The organism is Vibrio pelagius, assembly GCF_024347575.1.
Lineage (GTDB): Bacteria > Pseudomonadota > Gammaproteobacteria > Enterobacterales > Vibrionaceae > Vibrio > Vibrio pelagius.
In genome coordinates this window covers 184722-204090 of record NZ_AP025504.1, presented here as the reverse complement: position 1 = coordinate 204090, position 19369 = coordinate 184722, and the positions used below count along the sequence as shown (strand labels likewise).

Here is a 19369-nt window from a genome sequence, read left to right as displayed (position 1 = left end):
TTTAAAAAGAATTTTATACCGACGCATTGGCTGTGTAAATATTTCCATTTCAATAAATAACAATGATAACAATAGTAATTCTCATTTAGATCCAATAGCATGGCATACGCCCAAGCAACCTACTATGGATTTAAGGTTTCAAATCAATGTATAAAAAGTCACTATTGTCAGCTTCCATTATTTTAGCTGTATCCCCTGCTCTTCATGCAGAAGAATATTCACTTTTTGATGAAGTTGTTGTTTCCGCAACAAGAACTGAACAAAATAAAGAAGATGTCTCTAGCTCTATTGAAACAGTTTCATCGAAAGATATTGATAATCAAATGTCTTCGGACGTAAAGAAAGCTCTACAGTACACACCTGGCGTGGACGCAAATGGTAGCGGTCGATTCGGGATCTCTGGCTTTAACATCCGTGGTGTCGAAGGCGACCGAGTCAAGATGATGATCGATGGTGTACGGCAGCCTACACCATACAATCCAGGTGCAACTGAGCAGAGAAAATATTCAAATGCTATCGAAATTGATACTCTACAAATTATTGAAGTAAACAAAGGTCCTGCCTCTACCCTTTATGGTTCTGATGCAATCGGTGGTGCTGTGATGCTTCGAACGAAAAGCCCTGAAGACATGTTACGTACTGAGGGTGATGAACATCGCTTTGGAATTAAATCTAGTTACACATCTGCTGACGAACAGTTCAAAAACACTTTATCTTGGGCAATGCGTAAAGGTAAGCTAGAAACTTTAGTGATGGCTACATATGCGCAAGGCAGCGAGACGGAAACGCACTCTTCGGGCTCTGATATTGAAGGTCCAGATCGCGGAGCAGCTAACCCAGCAGATACTGAGCTAAGTAACTTCCTAGGCAAGGCATTCTACAATGTGTCTGATTCTAATAGAATCGGCTTGACCATTGAGAATTACAACCGCCAATACGATGAAGATGAACTCAATTATAATGGTTATTCGATCATGCCCGGGTTCACATACACAGATAACTTCAACGAAGATACAAACAAAAGATTCCGTGCAACTGTAGAGCATCAGGTTGAGATCAATACTTTTATTGCCGATTCTCTCGATTGGTCAGTTAGCTACCAAGATTCTAGCTCGTTAAGTAAGAACTATGATACTACTCCTTCTAATGGCAGACGTATGCGCGAACGTGATGCTTCAGACGTAACGATGCAGTTTGATGCACAACTATCGAAGTTGGTTAACATCAGCGGTTCTGATCATGAATTTACTTACGGATTTAGTTACCTAAAAAATGATTTCGAGCTAAAAAATACCGACTATAAATTCGACTTAGGTACTGTCACTCCGGGTAGTACAGGTATACCAGACGCGAAAATCACCCAATGGGGTGCATTTGTTCAAGACCAAGCGTTCCTTATGGAAGATCGTTTGATTCTAACTGCTGGTTTACGTTACGACTCTTTCGTTGCGGATCCATCAACGGATGAAGGCTTTACGACTGAATATGACAAGAACGAAAATGATGCGTTTACAGCTAAACTAGGATCTGTTTACCATATCAATGACAATTTGGCTGTATTTGGTCAAATTGGTCAAGGATTCAAAGCACCGACTGTTTACGATTTGTACTACTTCTACAACCAAGGTGCAATCATAGAAGCTAACCCTAATCTGAAAGCTGAGAAGAGCCTTTCTTATGAGTTAGGTCTTCGTGGTAAAAACGAGCATGCTCGCTTTGAACTATCTACTTTCTATACAGACTACACTGACTTCATTAACCAGACTAAGTCCGGCGAGCAAGGCGGTAAAGACGTCCTTACTAAAGAGAACTTAGATGAAGTGACAATCTACGGCGCTGAGCTATCTTCAACTATCAACTTGGATAGCTTAATTGACGCACCATTCGGAACTTACACTCGCCTAGCTGTTGCTTATGCAGACGGAGAAGACAAAACGACAGGTAAATCAATTGATTCTGTAGCACCATTAACAGGCACAGTTGGTTTAGGACTTGAAAGAGAAACTTTCGGTACAGCATTAAATGTGAAAATGGTTGCAGCAAAAGACGAGTGGCATAGCGAAGATAATAGAGATGCCGCTGGCTACACTCTTGTTGACGTAACGGCATATTACCGTCCAATCACTGACCTAACTCTTCGTGCTGGTTTGTTTAATGCTCTTGATAAGAAGTACTGGTTATACAGTGATCTATCTGGAAGTGCACATGATTCAAAGTTCAGCAAAGACTTTAAATCTCAACCAGGTCGTAACTGGGGTATCTCTGCAAACTACGAATTTTAATTCGTTTTACAAAGCTTAAAAGTACAAAAAAGCCAGCATATCTGCTGGCTTTTCATCATTTCACTCAAAATTGTAATAAAAAGGGGAAGTGAAATTACTTTTCTGCCATTTCTTTCTTAACCATAACAGCTGCAGCGACGATGAAAGTAACGATTAGGCCTAATTCCATGATTAACTCCGAACAAAATTAACATTAAAGATATATTTTGCGCGTATAGTAACACAATGAATACGTAAAGATACTTTTTAACCACAAATTTACTTTTATTACGATTCAGATCAAAAAAGGCGCCCTAAGGCACCTTTTTGGTAAATAAATCGACCTGAATTTATTAAATTAACCAGGAAAACCGTTAGGATTGTTAGACTGCCAACGCCACGTGTCTGCCGTCATTTCTGATAGTGTACGTGTTGCTTTCCATTCTAGCTCTTGCTCAGCTTTAGCAGGATCAGCCCAGCACTCAGCGATGTCTCCCGGACGACGTTCTACAAGTTTATAAGGCACTTCCTTACCACTTGCCTCTTCAAACGCCTTTACCATTTCTAGAACACTAGAACCGTTACCAGTTCCTAAATTATAGATATGAAGACCATCCTTTTTACCCACTTTTTCTAGTGCAGCGATGTGACCATCAGAAAGATCCATCACGTGGATGTAGTCACGCACGCCAGTGCCGTCTTTTGTTGGGTAATCGCTACCAAAAACAGATAGGAATTCACGACGTCCAACAGCAACCTGAGAAACAAATGGCATTAGGTTATTTGGAATCCCTTGTGGATCTTCACCCAGCTCGCCGCTTGGGTGTGAACCTACTGGGTTAAAGTAACGAAGTAAAGTGATGCTCCAATCGGGGTTGGCTTTTTGGAAATCTGTTAGACACTCTTCAACCATTAGCTTACTACGGCCATAAGGGTTGGTTGCGCTCGTTGGGAAGTCTTCTGTAATAGGTACACTGGCTGGATCACCGTATACTGTCGCTGAAGAGCTGAATACTAAAGTTTTGACGTTCGCTTCGCGCATCGCATCTACAAGCACAAGGGTTCCGTTAACATTATTATCATAGTATTCAAGCGGTTTCTCTACAGACTCACCAACTGCTTTAAGGCCCGCAAAATGGATGACAGCTTCGATGTTATTCTGCTTTAGCGTCTCAATTAAAAGAGCTTTATCACGAATATCACCTTCAACAAAAACAGGCTTAACACCAGAAACTTTTTCAATACGCTCAAGCACACTTGGCTTACTATTATATAAATTGTCAAAGATGAATGGAGTCATCCCTGCTTTGATCATCTGAATACTTGTATGGCTGCCAATGTAGCCCATACCGCCGGTTACTAAAACGTTCATGTTAAGCCCTGTTTTTATGTATATGTATATTGGCCTTATGTTACAACAAGTTATTCCTAAAATGTAGGCAAAACTAAAGCCAATACATGTATGATTAAGTTTAAAGCATAGCGGGTAAAGGCTTTGTTAAATTTGCTTTTTCTATTGATATTTAGCATTTAGGCACGATTGCCGTTTATATTTCGTTATAGACCATGTAACACGTTAAGTTAATGGAAGTTTGAATGTGATCACTGTTTAAATCAGTGATTTAGTGGAACGTCTAGAAGCACTAAAAATTAAGGATAATCTGTCTGTGACAACAAAAGTACTACTCAACTGCGATATGGGTGAAAGTTATGGTAGTTGGAAAATGGGTGACGACGAAGCCGTCATGGAGTGGGTAGATATGGCCAATGTAGCGTGTGGCTTTCATGCTTCAGATCCACACGTCATGTCGAAAACCATTAAACTTGCGAACCATTACAATACTCAGGTGGGGGCTCACCCCGGGTATCAAGATTTGGTTGGCTTTGGCCGCCGCTCTATTCCGCACTCGATGAAAGAGATAACGGAACTCGTCTGTTATCAAGTTGGAGCATTAAAAGCTTTGTGCCAACATCATGGAAGCAAGTTGCATTATGTTAAGCCTCATGGCGCCTTGTATAATGACATGATGGCGAATACGCAAATCTTCAATGCAATCGCGGAAGCCGTTTCAGGGTTTGGAATCCCACTTATGATTCTCTCTACCGCCAATAATCAAAAATTCCTCGATATTGCAGACAATTACGACCTTCCACTTTTACTTGAAGCCTTTGCAGACCGTGCCTATCTCAATAATGGACAGCTCGCCCCACGCTCTGTGTCTGGTTCTGTATATACCCACCAAGATGATATTTATAATCAAGTCATGCAGATAGTAAACTATGGCTCTGTGACCACCATTGAGGGTGAGCGACTTGAAATTGAAGCGGACACAATTTGCGTCCATGGCGACAACCCTCAATCCATCGCTTTGATTAAGCGTATTAGCCAAGACATCAATGCACTTAGGTAGCACTTATTAATATCTCTATTATCTTTCTTCAATAAATACGGAAGCTTATGAGGAAACCAACATTTAATGTAACGATCGAGCCGATAGCCGAGTGCAGCATAATGATCACACTCGATCTTAATAGCGAAATGAGATCGCTAACAAAATCACAACAAAATAGACCTAGCTCAATGGCGCTAGACGCCTCTACCGCTATTGCCTCCATAGCTCAGACAATACGGCAAGCATTCGAGCCCTACTTAATGAACGTTACGCCTTCCTACAACACAATTCTCGTAGACTACCTTCCGTATCGTGTACAAGAGCAGACGTTTATTAGCCAGTTAGAACAACTGGTTTCAGATATACATCTAGATTGTGTCTTCAGTAATCATTCGACAGCGACATTGACTATACCTGCCTATTACGGCAAAGAAACTGCTCTCGATCTCTCCCGTTTTAAGCAACAAGGTATATCGCTAGACCAACTCATTGAGCTTCACACCAATACCACCTATCAAGTCAGCGCCGTCGGTTTTATGCCAGGGTTTGCTTTTCTTTCCGATGTCGTAGTGGAACTGTCTATGCCGAGGCACGAAACGCCGCGTCTCTCTGTTCCAAAAGGCAGTGTTGGAATTGCTGATAGAAAAACAGCGGTCTACCCAGATCAATCTCCAGGTGGTTGGAATATTATTGCCCGCTCTCCCATACAGTTATTCAATAGTCAGGTGTCTGTAGAACATTTGAACGAGGCCTCTTTTTTTAACGTAGGCGATCAAGTGAGGTTTGAAGCAATCAGTAGGCAGGATTTTCTTGACCTTGGAGGGGTGCTTGAATGACTAAGGGCTCCATAACAATATTAAAACCTGGACCACTCTCGCTAATCCAAGACTTTGGACGCTATGGCCTTTCACATTTAGGGCTAACACAAGGCGGTGCCGTTGATGATTACGCATACAGTTGGGCAAACCATCTACTTCAGAATTCTATTAACAGCCCCGCACTCGAGATTACTTTAGGGCAATGTGCAGCCGAAATTAACCAAGACTGTATATTGGCTATCACGGGTGGGGATCTGCAAGCTAAGCTCGACGGCGTTCCAATAACGAATTGGTCGACTTTTGTTGCTCGTAAAGGACAAGTTCTTTCATTTGGATTACCAAAAAACGGACTCAGAGCTTACCTAGCCGTGAGCGGAGGTTTTAAAGCGCCAGTGAGCTTAACCAGTGCTTCGACGGTAGTGCGCGAGAAAGTTGGCGGGCTGACTCTGGATGGGCAAGCTTGCCAAGCTAATCAACAGATTCATTTTGATAAGCACCCTATTCCAGCGGGTTTTAAGGCTCTAAGTGTGACTTTCCGTTATACACCAGATTACAACCGCCCCCTCAAACTAAGAGTGGTTGAAGGGTATCAGTCGCACCTGTTTTCAGAGGCCGCTAAATCTACCTTCTACAACACCGTTTTTACAGTCAGTCAGAACTCCAATCGTATGGGCTATCGATTGAGTGGCGAGCCTGTTGAGTCACCGGCTATCACTATTTTGTCTGAAGGTATCGCGTTGGGAGCGATACAAATACCAAAAGATGGACAACCGATTATTCTTCTTAATGACAGACAGACAATTGGAGGATACCCAAAACTAGGTTGCATTGCGCGTATCGATTTGCCGAGATTAGCGCAAGCCAAACCAGGACAGCAGGTCTCTTTTATTGCGGGAGATCGCTTGGGGCTTCAAGAAGTTTGGTGTCAATGGGCAAGGTTCTTTGGTTATTGAACTGTAACCGTTAGTCACTAAACGAGATCCGTTATCCAATCACAACATAATCAAGGGTGACTCTCGAACAAGAGTCACCCTTTCCATTTCCTATGACTTACCAACAAATATCAACAAGCCTAAATGAGTCGACTTTCACCTGTAACAATTGCTAAAGCTGCCGGGTAGCCACGCTCTTGGGTCAAAGTGATCGCTTTTGCCTCGACATCATCGATATTAAGTGACATTGTCACAGGGTGTGTCTCTTCAATCGTGGTCTGCTGCCCTTGACCATCAAACCAACGACTATTAATTTTCTGAGCCGCTTCTAAAGTGGAAGACGCTTTTACAACCTCTAATCTTGCGTATTTTTCGCCACTGAAAGAGACGTCAGAAGCTCGTAAACTAGGATCAGTCCCTGGAATCTGTTGAGCACCGAACAAAGGCTTCCCACCTATCGTTGCCGATTTAAAGCTAGGAATAAATTGAGCCATATGAGTAATCGCTGCTTGTGTTCTCTGCTCTAGCTGCTCTTCAGTCCAGCCGGATACAATCTTCTTCAGTAACTTCTGTGGAAGTTGGGGTTGAGAAGATTCGGCAGAGGAAGACACTAGCCCACCTTCAAACAACGTAATCCCTTCAGTCATACCATGGAGTTGAAATATACCGTCTGCATAAGGTGTTAACTGCGCCATGCCTTGAGGTGTTCCTCGCGGCCCGTGAAATATCACTTCTGGCCACTCTTCATGATGTTCGCGACAATCTGCCCAATCCGTTACGTACGCAGCTTTAAACTCCACAAGACGTTCTTGTTTGGAACCAACATAATCGTCCACAACACCGGTTTCAAAGCCACTCGCATTAATCAGGTATTGGGCGGTAAACTTCTGCTTATTCCCTTTTTGATCGAAATAGCATAGCTCCCACTCATCGTCTAACTGGGTCACCGATATGAGTCGGCTGTGGGTAAGAATATTACAGTTGCTCTGCTTTTCTAACGACAGCTGCGCCATTGCAGACAAACGAAATACGCTCAATCCATACTCTTGAACTACAGCGACTGGGTACTTCAGCGTGTCTAGATCAGTGTGCTTTGCGAATGGAATACACCACTCATCCAACGTTCTTGGATTTTTAGGTTGTTTTTTGGTTGATAAAGCGACTAGCTCTTGTTTTCCATAGAGCTTGTAGTACTCGTCTGGGTTTCCGAGCACTTGATTACTCGGATCCTGTTCAACCAAAGCCTGATATGCCGATTTAATGACTTTCAAGCGAGGTAACAACTCTTCAGGTTGCCCTCCATCACTATGAGGTACTGCAATCACTGTTGGTCGAATATTAAGCGTATGAGGAAACAAGCGAACAGTATCGATAGATTGAGCGAGGAGTTGAAGACATTGCTCTTGAGAAATATCACGATACAAATTTCCACCAGCATGCAAATGGCAAATCGGAGGTCCATTCACCAAGCTTGGCCCTTTTTCAAGCAAAGTGACCGCATATCCACGCTCGCTGAAATGAATGGCACTGGTTGCACCTGCAATACCACCGCCAACTATCGCAATAGACGGTTGTTTTTTATCCATTTTGTTCTGGTTCATTGAACTCTAAAGCCTAAAATTAACTACTTTGTATTCTACGTAGGATTGACGGTGAATTAAATCACATTTTTATCAAGGTCTTAGTTTGTCGTCGTCAAAAGTCAAACTAAAAAAACAAAATTTATTGCTTGACTCGGTATGTGTGAATGAAAAAAAGAGCGAGATAAAACAGGCCAATATCGGCCTAAGTACGACAGCACAAAGGCTCGAAGATGACTCGTGTGACACCTTAATTAACTTATCCCTAAAGTTATCCACCGATTTTGTGGATAACTGTTGATAAGATGCGAAACTGTTGCGCAACCCCTTTATTTACAGGGACTAAAGAGAACTAACGTTAAAAGTGAATTTATTATTACAGCCTATTAAAAGGCTTAAACAGCGCTTTGGGTAGGTAATTTATCCCCTCGATACCTTACCCTGTGGGTAACCTTGCAAATCACTGTCCCAAAATAAAAAGAGCGCTCAACCGAAAACGTTTGAACGCACTCCTTTGACTTAGTCTACCCATAACGTTAGTTTCGGCAGCTGCGATCACCTTGAAACCAGTAATTTATGGGTATCGATTACACAGTCTCGCAGAACAGTATGATGAACCGAACAAACAGGACTAAAAAGCTAGTTAAAGTCCTTCTTCATGGGTGCAAGAAGTCGCTTAATCAAACTATTGACCACCGCGGCTAATGTGACAAAGGTAATCACTGGTAACGCAATCCAAAGAACAGGATGCAGCGTTACGGGTAATTCAAAGCCAAAGGTCATTAAACTTGCAACACTTAACTCTGCACCGAGGGCTGCGATACTACCTGCGACAAGTGCCATTATGCCGTATTCACACCAAATCGTATTAAGAATGCGATTTTTGCTAGCACCTAATGTACGGTACAGACGAATCTCTTGTTGACGCTGGGATAAACTTAAACGCAGCAAGGTAAAGATCAAAAGCAAGCCAGCTACAACCCCAAGCCCCGCTAACACGGTGATTGACCATATGATCTGCTTCAACAACTCTTGGATCTTACTCCCCATTTTGCGGATATCCATCAAGCTCACAGTTGGGTGGTTACGAGAAAGCTGACTCAACATTTCGTCGTGTTGCTCTTGTAGCCTGAAGCTTACTAACCATGTCGATGGAATTGAACTCAGTACATCCGGCGTAAAGATAAAGTAAAAGTTTGGCTTCATTTCACGCCATTCTACTTTACGGATAGTGTTTACTCTCGCATCAAAACGCTGGCTGTTTATTGTAAATGACAGTTCGTCGCCAATTTTAAGCCCAAGTTGATCGGCAACTTCAGACTCAACAGAAACGCCATTCTCTGTAGTCCACTGGCCTGCAGTGACTTCGTTGTACTCAGGAAGAGATTCACCCCAAGTAAAGTTAATCTCACGGCTAAGTACATCAGCATCTTCGGCATTGTCACTATACTCACCCGCTTCAACGCCATTAATGGTTGTTAGACGGCCACGGATAATCGGGAAAGCTTGTGTGCGTTCGACGTTGTTTGCATCAATCGCTCCGAGGTACGCGTCCTTCTCATAATCCGCTATGTTGAGTGCAAACGCGTTCGGAGCATTCTCAGGGAGCGTTTGTTGCCAATCTGATAGCAAATCACTGCGTACTAACCAGATGATAGAGAGCAGCATTAGAGACAAAGCGAGCGCGCCGAACTGAATACCCGTCGCAATTGGCGTGCGATTGATGCGACTGATTGCCAAGCGCATTGCTGTCGAAACGCGCAGTTTACCAATCAACCTCAATACCAGAATACTCACCAGTGCGAGCACAGCAAATAGCGCGACGATACCGCCAAGGACAATCCACACCAGTAGGTTATTACCATACATCAACAACATTGGTACTACTGGCACCAACAGCAGCAGATAACGCCTAGTACTGTTTTGACCTTGGTGGCTAGATTGAATAACACTAATAGCAGACGTATTGACCAAGCCCACTAAAGGAATCCCCAAGGCAGGTACACCAATTAGTACACTGGTTAATACAGACAACATTATCGGTTGATAGCCGTAGCTTGGAAGTGGGTTGGGAAGTAAGTCTCCCAGTGGTATGCGCAACAAAAATTCAAGACCAATACCGATCCCAATACCAAAGACGACACCAATAACCATCAACATCAAAACTTGAATCGAGAGCCAATGGATAACCCACTGTTTGCTCGCCCCTAAGCTCTTAAGCATAGCAATCGTCTTTTGTCGGCTTGCTACGTAGTGCTGACAAGTGAGAACCAATGTGGTTGCCGCCATGATGACAACAATCGCGACAGTGAGAGATAGATATTGAGTCGTTTTATCGAACATTTCATTGGTACGACTCGCGCTGTCTTGGTTACGCCAGCGATCACTTGGTGTAAGTTCGACCGAGTCTTGAATGACCTTAAGGTCACCATCCTCTCCATTTAAGAACAAACGGTAACTGACTCGACTTCCAGGTTGAATCGCACCCGTTGCGTCGATATCACTGCTATGGATTAGCACAGCAGGCATTTGTTGGAATGGATTGAAACTCAGTCCCGGCTCTTGAGCAATACGCCCGGTAATCGTCAAGTCGGCATCACCAATAGTGACATTGTCACCGATGGAGACCTCTAGCTGAGAAAATATTCGTTCATCAAGCCATAATTCACCAGGGTTAACCTGACTTTGTTGAACATCACCACTCTCTAGAAGCATCTCGCCACGCAGCGGATAATTACTCTCGACGGCTTTTACGGTAACTAACTGCATGCCGTTGTCGCTGAAAGCCATCGTTGAGAAGCGAGTGAGCTTACTCTTATCTAGCTTCTTATCCGCAACCAACTCGAGAAGTGGTTCAGGAAGTGGGTTCGCAGAAATAAATACACTGTCAGCGGTAAGCGCATCTTTGCCCTGCTTAACAATAACCTGCTCCATTCGCTCGGCCAGTGCCGATAGAGCGAACACACAAGCGATGATTAAAGTGAGCGCAATAGAAACGGGCCATAACTGACCATGACGTATCTCTTCAATGCTCCAACTAAAGAGTCGTTTGTTCAATCCTTTTGAATGACTCACCCTACACCTCCGTGATTTGACCAAGGTGCATTTTCAGAGTGCGTTGGCAGCGTTGTGCAAGCTTAGGATCGTGTGTCACCAGCACTAAGGTTGTGCCGTGAGAAGCGTTAAGCTCAAACAGTAGCTCCACAATCTTTGCTGCTGTCTGTTGATCTAGGTTGCCTGTTGGTTCATCCGCAAACAAAATTTTCGGTTTAATCATAAAGGCACGTGCAAGTGCCACGCGCTGCTGCTCACCACCAGACAGTTGTGATGGTAGATGGTCGACGCGGTCTTTAAGCCCAACAGACTCTAAAAGCTCAGTCGCACGCTCAATATCTTCTTCTTCGCCTTTTAGTAAGCATGGCAAAGTGACGTTCTGCAGTGCAGACAAGCTCGGGATGAGTAGAAAGCTTTGGAAAACAAATCCAACCGATTCACTTCGAATCTGAGCACGTTGTTCATCATCGAGTTGAGAAAGTGGCTTGTTGAGAAGATGGATTTCGCCAGAACTTGGCACATCGAGCCCTGCAAGCAGTGTCATTAAGGTCGATTTACCCGCGCCAGACGTACCAACAATAGCGACGGTTTCTCCTTCAACAATATCGATGTCAACCTTCTCTAAGATTGTCAATTGTTCTTGATTAGTAGACACTGTCTTCGAAACAGATTCAGCTTTTATTATGGATGTATGCATGACTCGACTAATTTCCTTTTTGATTTTTATACTTTTTTCCACAACAACACTTGCGCAAAACCAGACGATATTAGTCCTAGGTGACAGTTTAAGTGCTGGCTACAACATGGATATCAAACAGAGCTGGCCAACCTTACTCCCTGACGCTCTGGCTGAATACAACAAAGAAGTCACTGTAATCAACGGCAGTATTTCCGGTGATACCACAGGTAATGGCTTATCTCGTTTACCGCAATTATTGATAGAACATACACCTGACAAAGTCCTTATCGAACTGGGTGCCAACGATGGTCTACGTGGTTTTCCACCTAAAGTGATCGAACAAAATCTCGCAAAGATCATTGAACAGGTTCGAGCATCTGGTGCAGAGCCCATTATGATGCAGATACGTATCCCACCTAATTATGGCAAGCGTTACAACCAACAATTTGAATACGTATTTACCTCGTTATCTGATCAGCAAAAGGTGCCTCTACTGCCATTCTTTCTCGAGCATATCATTCTGAAGCCTGAATGGATGATGAACGACGGACTACACCCGAAGCCTGAGGCTCAGCCTTGGATTGCAGACTTTGTTGCCGAGAAATTATACCAGTATCTTTAGCTTTAATGGTCTAGCTCAATCTTTTTTACATAGCTTTACGTTAACGTGAGTCCATAACAGCGTTAAGTGTAAGGTTATTTATGATAATAAAACCCATTATAAAGGGTGTCGTTGCCAAGAATGCGCACCCCCTCGGCTGCCAAGAGGCGGTCAAACAACAAATCGAATTCGTAAAAAATGCCCCGCAGATAAAAAACGGACCTAAGCGTGTGTTGATTATTGGGGCTTCTTCCGGCTTCGGGCTTGCGGCAAGAATCGCCCTCACCTTTGGCGGAGCTCAGGCTGACACTATCGGCGTCTCTTTTGAGCGAGGCCCTAGTGAACAATCTTTGGGTAGCGCCGGTTGGTACAACAATATCTACTTCAAGCAAGAAGCTAAGCGCCAAGGCCGCAAAGCGATAAACATCGTTGGCGACGCGTTCTCGCAAGAGACTCGCTCACAAGTCGTTGAAGCAATTGAAACCTACTTTGAAGGCGAAGTTGACTTAATCATCTATAGTCTTGCTGCAGGAGTCCGCCCCAAAGGTAATACTGAAGAGTTCTGGCGCTCAGCTATAAAACCTATCGGTCAGAGCGTCACAGGCAACACCATTTCCCTTGAAGACGACAGCTGGAATACATCCACGCTGGAACCTGCAACGGAAGAAGAAGCCGCCAGCACACTCAAAGTGATGGGTGGCGAAGATTGGCGTCAATGGGTCGATGAGCTGATTAACTCGGAATCCATTGCTGAGGGATGTAAAACCATCGCTTTCTCTTACGTGGGCCCAGAGGTGACACACCCTATCTATCTTGATGGCACACTAGGTCGTGCTAAGATCGATCTTCATCAAGCGAGTCATGCACTTAATCTTGAACTGGCAAACTTTAACGGCGGCGCATACGCAACCGTGTGTAAAGCGCTAGTCACCAAAGCAAGTGTTTTCATTCCTGGCTTGAGCCCGTATCTACTGGCTCTTTATCAAGTAATGAAAGAGAAAGGCACCCATGAGAACTGTATCCAACAAATGCAACGTTTGTTCAGCACTAAACTCTATGGTCAAGAGAAGGTGCCCCTTGATGGTGAACGACTGATTCGAATGGACGACTGGGAGTTAAAACCAGAAACTCAATCCCATGTTTCGGAGCTTCTTCAAGCAATGAACGAAACCAACTTTACCCAAATTGGTGATTACGCAGGTTTCAAACAGGAGTTCATGCAACTCAACGGTTTTGAGTTCCCTGGGGTTGATTACACTCAGCCTTTGAAAACAGAAGATTTTATAAATCTCAAGCCATAATCGCTTTGTTTCTTAGGTATGAGACTTCGATTCAGTTTTAAAAGCCTCTCAAAAATTGCTGAGGCTTTTTTTATTTAACCTACCTATACTCAAAATAACAGTTTCATTACATCTTTAGGTGAACACAACACACAGAGAGACGAGGTCACAGGAAGTGATTCGTCTATTGGCAATGACATGGAGTCTTATGAATAAGATCAAAACGCTCGATTTAGACATTCCCAGTGACATGAAGCTCGGATGGCAAAACATCGTCGACTTACTGGCCAACATCACCCATGTGCCCGCCGCATTAATCATGCGAGTACACTCATCTTCAATTGAAGTTTTCTCAACCAGCGAATCCATTGGCAATCCTTTTAAAATCGGAGATTCTGAAGAGTTGGGACATGGTCTTTATTGTGAAACGGTCATTAAGTCGAACCGTCGTTTATTAGTCCCCAATGCCACCAATGATTGCTCATGGGAAAATAACCCAGACGTGGAATTAGGCATGATTTCATATTGCGGTATCCCTCTGCTTTGGCCCAGCGGTGAGGTGTTCGGTACAATTTGTATTCTCGATAATAAAGAGAACCACTACACACCAACTTACATCCAACTCCTTGAAAGTTTTAAGCTATCCATTGAATCACAGCTTATGACGCTTTATCAAAATGCCAAGTTGTCGAAATTAAACAAAGAGCTGAAGTCTAGGGTCCATACACGCACCCAAGATTTAGCCAGCCTCAACTACTCACTCAACGTTGAGATAGATAAGCGCAAAGCGGCAGAGCAGAAGATCAATTACCAAAAGAACCATGACCTAGCAACAGGCTTCCTCAATAGAAACGCTTTCGAATCGCGGTTAAATTTACGGATGTCCAATGAGCTTAAAGTAAATAATCGCCCCTTTGCCGTTATACACATCGGATTTACCAACGGGAGACGGATTCAAGCTCGCTATGGCTACCAAGCTTTTGACGATATATTGGTCGAGTATCGGCGCAAGCTTTCAACAATTGAAGGGATTGAGGTGTTGACTGGAAGACCGACCTCGGTCGATTTAGCTATTGCGTACACTACAGATGGGCTGCACTCGCATCTTGAGACACTTTGCGAAAAACTCGTTGAAGTCGGCCATTCCGAATTTTCAATCGGCAACGACAAAATTCACCTACACGCTTTCATAGGTTTATCGATTACAGATAGTGAAGATAACGCCGAAACAGCTCTTAAGAAAGCGTCGGCAGCAATGTTGGCGTGTAAAGATTCCGGTAAAAAATACTGTTTCTATTCTCAAGCCTATAATGACGACCAAATCCATCTCAATAAGATTGAAGGTTACCTGCTTCAAGCTGTTCGTAACGATGACCTCATGCTCTACTTCCAGCCTAAAGTATCACCAGATACCCATAAATGGGTGGGTGCAGAAGCCCTTCTTCGATGGCGTCATCCTGTTCTTGGTGATATTTCCAATGAAACGCTCATACATATGGCAGAGCAAAACGGGTTGATTTTTGAAGTTGGAAACTTTGTGCTTCGTTCGGCCATCGAAAAAGCCAAGGAGTGGTCTAAATATGTCGATAATTTTAAGGTGGCGATTAATGTCTCTGCCGTTCAATTGAAGAATGTTCAGTTCTATGAGCAGATCGTACATCTACTTGAAACCTATCACCTACCTGCTCGTTTCCTCGAACTGGAAGTGACCGAAAGTGGTTTGATCGCCGATGAGGTTGTTGCTAAAAACACGTTAGAATCATTGCATGACTTAGGTGTGACATTGTCACTTGACGATTTTGGTACAGGTTACGCATCCTTTGGGTATCTAAAAAAATTCCCGTTTGATGCCATTAAGGTTGATAAAAGTTTTATCGACCAAATGCACAACTCTGAAGACGATACCGAAATTGTTCGATCTATTGTTCAAATTGCCAAAAAGCTCGATCTCCAAGTCGCCATTGAAGGTATCGAGAATGAGGAACAAGAGCAGTTTATCATCCAAGAGGGCTGCGATATTGGGCAAGGATATCTGTATGGAAAACCGATGACATGTCATGAGTTCGAACAAAACCTTGCTGACCAAAACTACCCAAACAGCAGCCGATACGCCTAATTGGTACATTTACCCGCCAATTAGGAGCTATATAGGAATATTAGAGATCTAAATTATCGATACTTTGCAATTTACTCCGAGTTTCCCTTTACTCTATAGGTGGTGATTTTTATAATCGCCGCTTTTCTATTTGTATCTTTCTCCAATTAAGGCATTTCTCGTTATGGATCAGTTGACTGCAAAGCTCAAAAAGCTCGAAAAACAAAACTACCGTGCATATCAACAAATCAAGGGTCAATACGACTTTGCTGACTTTGAACTTTACATCGATCACATCCAAGGTGACCCATACGCGTCCCCTTCTCGCTTTCGTGCCACACGAGCATGGTCGCTAACCGGTTTAGAGTGGTTGAAAGACAAATCACACGTATATCAAATCGCAGCGCGAGACTTCATCGCACGTAGCTTTGCGGAATTTGCTAAGCAAGAATCGAGCATCTCCATTGCTTTGACTGGTCAAACAGTCCTTGATAGCACAGCGGTACTGTTTACCGAGCACGGCATCGAAATCCGTTTCCGTATTAACCTGCCAGCTGATGGTCGTAGTATTCTCGCGAAAAAAGCAAACAACATTATTACGTTCTACTTGCCTAAGTTTATTCGCCGCGCAACGCTAGAGCGTGAACTCGACTTTGACGCTCTGATCGAACACTGCCAAACCATCGAAGATCAAGAAGCGCTTCGCTCGCAGCTTGATGAACATAACCTAGCCGCTTTCGTTTCTAACGGTAGTGTTCTGCCACGTATTGCCGGTAACTGCGATCTACCAATGAAAGACGCGGTCGCATTCGAAGCGCCTGAATCTCTGTCTGTGACACTAAAAACGCCTAACCGCGGTGAAGTTAAAGGTCTTGGCATTCCTAAAGGCATTACTTTGATTGTCGGTGGTGGCTTTCACGGTAAATCAACGCTGCTTAATGCCGTTGAACGCTCTATCTACAACCACATTCCAGGCGATGGCCGCGAAGGTATCGTGACCGCGCTGGATACAATGAAGATTCGCGCAGAAGATGGTCGTTGTGTTCATAGCTTGAACTTATCGAACTACATCAACCACCTACCGATGCAGAAAGACACTTCAAACTTTACGACTCAAGATGCTTCTGGTTCAACATCTCAAGCAGCATGGCTACAAGAATCTATTGAAGCAGGTGTCCAAACGCTACTGATCGATGAAGATACCTCTGCAACCAACTTTATGATCCGCGATGAGCGTATGCAGGCGCTAGTTGCCAAAGGTGATGAGCCAATTACGCCACTTGTTGATCGTATTGGTCAGCTACGTGATGAAATGAGCGTTTCTACCATTGTTGTTATGGGCGGTTCCGGTGATTATCTGGACGTTGCAGACACGGTTATCCAAATGCACGACTACCAAGCCGTAGATGTGACTGAAAAAGCGAAAGAAGTGATCGCGCAGCACCCTACTCAACGTCACAACGAGTGTGAAACAGCACTTGAAATGTTCGTGCCACGCTCACTGAACCGTGCCTCTCTGATGAACATTCTGTCTGATGGGAAATTCCGAGTGAACGCAAAAGGCAAAGATTCGCTGCGCTTTGGCAAAGAATTCACCGATTTATCAGCACTTGAACAGCTAGAGTCAGCTTCAGAAGTTAACGCGATTGGCTGGGCTTGGTTCCAGTTTGCTCAACTACCAGGTTGGTCAAACAACCCAGCCAAAGAGTTTAACGCCATGCTAGATAAAGACTGGCACGCGAACATGCCAAACTACGGTGATCTCGCAAAGCCAAGAACGCTCGATATCATGGCGGCTTTGAACCGTATGCGTAAGTCTCAGTTCAAGCCATCTAACTAATTCGCCAACTGGCTGACTGATTCAGTGAATTTAATCACTGAGCCCAATAAAAAATAGTGCGTTCGACGCACTATTTTTTTACCTATAAGCTATTGAAAAATTAGTGTCTTAGGACATTCCACGCTTCGCATAAAACTCGAAACTGCGCACTATTCCCCGCTTCTCTATCAGGGTGCCAACGTAATGCGAGCTTTCTCCAACGCTTGCGGATTTCGGCGGGTGACGCATCCACTGGCAGTTCAAACAACGAGAGCGCTTTGCCTCTGTCCATATCACCAATATCTTCTCCACCAACAAACTTACGGTAACGGGTCCAAAACTCGTTCAACAGTCGTTTTACTTCGCCTTCGTCCGCTTCATAGTTTTCCCAATGCACGTAGTAATCGCGCAAAGGATCTTCCATATCGATCGCATGTCCGCTGGCGTAATAGCGACCATGCATCAGTTCTATATCCATTGCTTGAACTTGTAACCAACTCTCAGGGAATAAGGTTTCTTGTAATTGATACAGAGCATTCATGATCAAGAAATTCTTCTTAAACAGATCCTTTTCTGGCTTAGGGTCCAATATAGGCACCAAACCGAGATCGTTAAGGTGAGTGGCAAGCGTGTGAACCTTCCAGCCCCGAGGTTGTTTCTTCAGTACTTCCATGATTGGCCATAGCAATGGGTTTTCCATGTGAGTTTGAAACGGTGCACTCACGCCTTGTTGTTCTAACATAGTATGGAGCCAGTATTTGATGCTAATTGGTTCATATATACATTGAATGCCATCATCGTTGATTTGTCGAGACTTCAACTCAATGTTTCAACGATTGAGCCCAAATACCAAACAATAACTTCTTGAACTTGAACTTGAACTTCTAGTCAAAAAATTAACCGCCTTCAAGATACAACAAAGCCAGCGAAATGCTGGCTTTAAACTTGTTATGAAATCGGGCTTGCTTAGATAACACCTAGCTCGCGTAGACGTTCCATTAGGTATTCATTCGCTGTGTACTTTTCAGACAACACCACTTCTGGTTTAGGGTGTAGGAAAAGAGGCAATGAAATACGAGACTTCTCTTGGCGCTCACCTGTTGGGTTAATGACACGGTGCGTTGTCGATGGGAAGTAACCCCCTGATGCTTCTTGAAGCATGTCACCTATGTTGATGATTAGGTTGCCAAAATCACAAGGTACATCTAACCACTGGTCGTCTTTCGTTTTTACTTGTAGGCCAGGCTCGTTAGCTGCTGGAAGCACCGTGAGTAGGTTGATATCTTCGTGAGCGGCTGCACGGATTGCACCCGGCTCTTCATCACCCTGCATTGGTGGGTAATGTAGAACACGAAGCAGTGTCTGCTCGCTACCGTTAATCATTTCAGAAAGTGCGACAGAGAACTTCTCTTGTACGTCTTTCGGTGCGTGAGCTTCAACCCAACCCAATAGCTCTTGAGCAAATGCGTTTGCGCGCGCATAGTAATCTAAGATCTGCTCTTTTAGCTGCTCTGGGATTTGGCCCCAAGGGTAAACGTGAAAATACTCTTTAATGTCTTTAACGCTGTGTCCTTTAGCGACTTCTGAAACAGAAGGTGGAAAGTATCCGTCTTGTGTATCAACATTAAACTGAAAATCGTTTTTCTCTTCTGTCATGAAGAATTGGTACCAATTTTCATAGATAGATTCTACGAGTTCTTTAGGGATTGGGTGATTCTTTAAAACACCGAAGCCGGTTTCACGTAGTGAGCGAACAAATTGCTCTGCTGCATCGTCAGCAAGATAATCGACAGTTTCCAGTTTCATGACTTTCTTTCTAGTTATGTATGTAGTGAACGGGGATTTTAGGGGGCGCTT

At 43.8% G+C, this 19369-nt stretch carries 14 protein-coding genes; 8 read left to right on the top strand and 6 right to left on the bottom strand.

What is annotated here, in order from left to right; all coding sequences use genetic code 11:
- The first annotated feature begins 146 nt into the window (after positions 1-146).
- Entirely contained in the window at positions 147-2282 is a 2136-nt protein-coding gene (locus tag vsple_RS15135; protein WP_261883712.1) for a TonB-dependent hemoglobin/transferrin/lactoferrin family receptor, read from the top strand.
- A 337-nt stretch (positions 2283-2619) separates the two neighbouring features.
- On the opposite strand, the gene galE is transcribed toward vsple_RS15135, so the two are convergent.
- On the bottom strand, positions 2620-3633 hold the full coding sequence (gene galE, locus vsple_RS15130; protein WP_255232773.1) for a UDP-glucose 4-epimerase GalE: 1014 nt from the start codon (positions 3631-3633) through the stop codon (positions 2620-2622).
- Positions 3634-3928: 295 nt separating this feature from the next.
- Here galE and vsple_RS15125 point away from each other — a divergent pair, with 295 nt between their 5' ends.
- The 3 genes from vsple_RS15125 to vsple_RS15115 all read left to right on the top strand — a co-directional run bounded on the left by vsple_RS15125 (position 3929) and on the right by vsple_RS15115 (position 6425).
- Complete coding sequence (locus vsple_RS15125; RefSeq protein ID WP_261883711.1) at positions 3929-4672, top strand: 5-oxoprolinase subunit PxpA; 744 nt, start codon at positions 3929-3931, stop codon at positions 4670-4672.
- 101 nt (positions 4673-4773) lie between these two features.
- Positions 4774-5490 (top strand): 5-oxoprolinase subunit B family protein, encoded by a 717-nt coding sequence (locus tag vsple_RS15120; protein ID WP_261883710.1) that lies wholly within the window; start codon positions 4774-4776, stop codon positions 5488-5490.
- Entirely contained in the window at positions 5487-6425 is a 939-nt protein-coding gene (locus vsple_RS15115) for a 5-oxoprolinase subunit C family protein (RefSeq protein WP_261883709.1), read from the top strand. Before vsple_RS15120 ends, vsple_RS15115 begins: the two co-directional genes overlap by 4 nt.
- A 119-nt stretch (positions 6426-6544) precedes the next feature.
- Here vsple_RS15115 and vsple_RS15110 read toward each other — a convergent pair whose 3' ends face one another.
- The 3 genes from vsple_RS15110 to vsple_RS15100 form a co-directional block, all read right to left on the bottom strand.
- Positions 6545-8005, bottom strand: coding sequence for an FAD-dependent oxidoreductase (locus vsple_RS15110; RefSeq protein ID WP_261883708.1), 1461 nt, complete (start codon positions 8003-8005; stop codon positions 6545-6547).
- 618 nt (positions 8006-8623) lie between these two features.
- Positions 8624-11059 carry an ABC transporter permease gene (locus vsple_RS15105; protein ID WP_261883707.1) on the bottom strand — a complete coding sequence of 812 codons (2436 nt, stop codon included), beginning with the start codon at positions 11057-11059 and terminating at the stop codon, positions 8624-8626.
- Between the two features lies 1 nt (position 11060).
- A complete protein-coding gene (locus vsple_RS15100) occupies positions 11061-11735 on the bottom strand; it encodes an ABC transporter ATP-binding protein (protein WP_152470599.1) in 675 nt (224 codons plus the stop codon).
- Between vsple_RS15100 and vsple_RS15095 the strand changes: the two genes are divergently transcribed.
- The 4 genes from vsple_RS15095 to vsple_RS15080 all read left to right on the top strand — a co-directional run bounded on the left by vsple_RS15095 (position 11734) and on the right by vsple_RS15080 (position 17533).
- Positions 11734-12339: an arylesterase gene (locus vsple_RS15095; protein ID WP_261883706.1), complete on the top strand. Its 606-nt coding sequence runs from the start codon at positions 11734-11736 to the stop codon at positions 12337-12339. The genes vsple_RS15100 and vsple_RS15095 overlap by 2 nt on opposite strands.
- A gap of 80 nt (positions 12340-12419) precedes the next feature.
- Entirely contained in the window at positions 12420-13619 is a 1200-nt protein-coding gene (fabV, locus tag vsple_RS15090; RefSeq protein WP_261883705.1) for an enoyl-ACP reductase FabV, read from the top strand.
- 187 nt (positions 13620-13806) lie between these two features.
- Positions 13807-15714 carry a bifunctional diguanylate cyclase/phosphodiesterase gene (locus tag vsple_RS15085; protein WP_261883704.1) on the top strand — a complete coding sequence of 636 codons (1908 nt, stop codon included), beginning with the start codon at positions 13807-13809 and terminating at the stop codon, positions 15712-15714.
- Between the two features lie 163 nt (positions 15715-15877).
- On the top strand, positions 15878-17533 hold the full coding sequence (locus tag vsple_RS15080) for an ABC-ATPase domain-containing protein (RefSeq protein ID WP_261883703.1): 1656 nt from the start codon (positions 15878-15880) through the stop codon (positions 17531-17533).
- 100 nt (positions 17534-17633) lie between these two features.
- Here the strand turns inward: vsple_RS15080 and vsple_RS15075 are convergent, their stop codons facing one another.
- Complete coding sequence (locus vsple_RS15075; protein WP_261883702.1) at positions 17634-18254, bottom strand: DNA-J related domain-containing protein; 621 nt, start codon at positions 18252-18254, stop codon at positions 17634-17636.
- 224 nt (positions 18255-18478) lie between these two features.
- Positions 18479-19318: an isopenicillin N synthase family dioxygenase gene (locus vsple_RS15070; RefSeq protein WP_261883701.1), complete on the bottom strand. Its 840-nt coding sequence runs from the start codon at positions 19316-19318 to the stop codon at positions 18479-18481.
- Positions 19319-19369 lie beyond the last annotated feature (51 nt).

Excerpts from the sequence above, each read along its gene's own strand:
- vsple_RS15110 (WP_261883708.1), bottom strand. The coding sequence starts at position 8,005 with ATGAACCAGAACAAAATGGATAAAAAACAACCGTCTATTGCGATAGTT.
- vsple_RS15100 (WP_152470599.1), bottom strand. The coding sequence starts at position 11,735 with ATGCATACATCCATAATAAAAGCTGAATCTGTTTCGAAGACAGTGTCT.
- vsple_RS15070 (WP_261883701.1), bottom strand. The coding sequence starts at position 19,318 with ATGAAACTGGAAACTGTCGATTATCTTGCTGACGATGCAGCAGAGCAA.
- galE (WP_255232773.1), bottom strand. The coding sequence starts at position 3,633 with ATGAACGTTTTAGTAACCGGCGGTATGGGCTACATTGGCAGCCATACA.
- vsple_RS15120 (WP_261883710.1), top strand. The coding sequence starts at position 4,774 with ATGATCACACTCGATCTTAATAGCGAAATGAGATCGCTAACAAAATCA.
- vsple_RS15080 (WP_261883703.1), top strand. The coding sequence starts at position 15,878 with ATGGATCAGTTGACTGCAAAGCTCAAAAAGCTCGAAAAACAAAACTAC.
- vsple_RS15115 (WP_261883709.1), top strand. The coding sequence starts at position 5,487 with ATGACTAAGGGCTCCATAACAATATTAAAACCTGGACCACTCTCGCTA.
- vsple_RS15135 (WP_261883712.1), top strand. The coding sequence starts at position 147 with ATGTATAAAAAGTCACTATTGTCAGCTTCCATTATTTTAGCTGTATCC.
- vsple_RS15085 (WP_261883704.1), top strand. The coding sequence starts at position 13,807 with ATGAATAAGATCAAAACGCTCGATTTAGACATTCCCAGTGACATGAAG.
- vsple_RS15075 (WP_261883702.1), bottom strand. The coding sequence starts at position 18,254 with ATGTTAGAACAACAAGGCGTGAGTGCACCGTTTCAAACTCACATGGAA.
- vsple_RS15095 (WP_261883706.1), top strand. The coding sequence starts at position 11,734 with ATGACTCGACTAATTTCCTTTTTGATTTTTATACTTTTTTCCACAACA.
- fabV (WP_261883705.1), top strand. The coding sequence starts at position 12,420 with ATGATAATAAAACCCATTATAAAGGGTGTCGTTGCCAAGAATGCGCAC.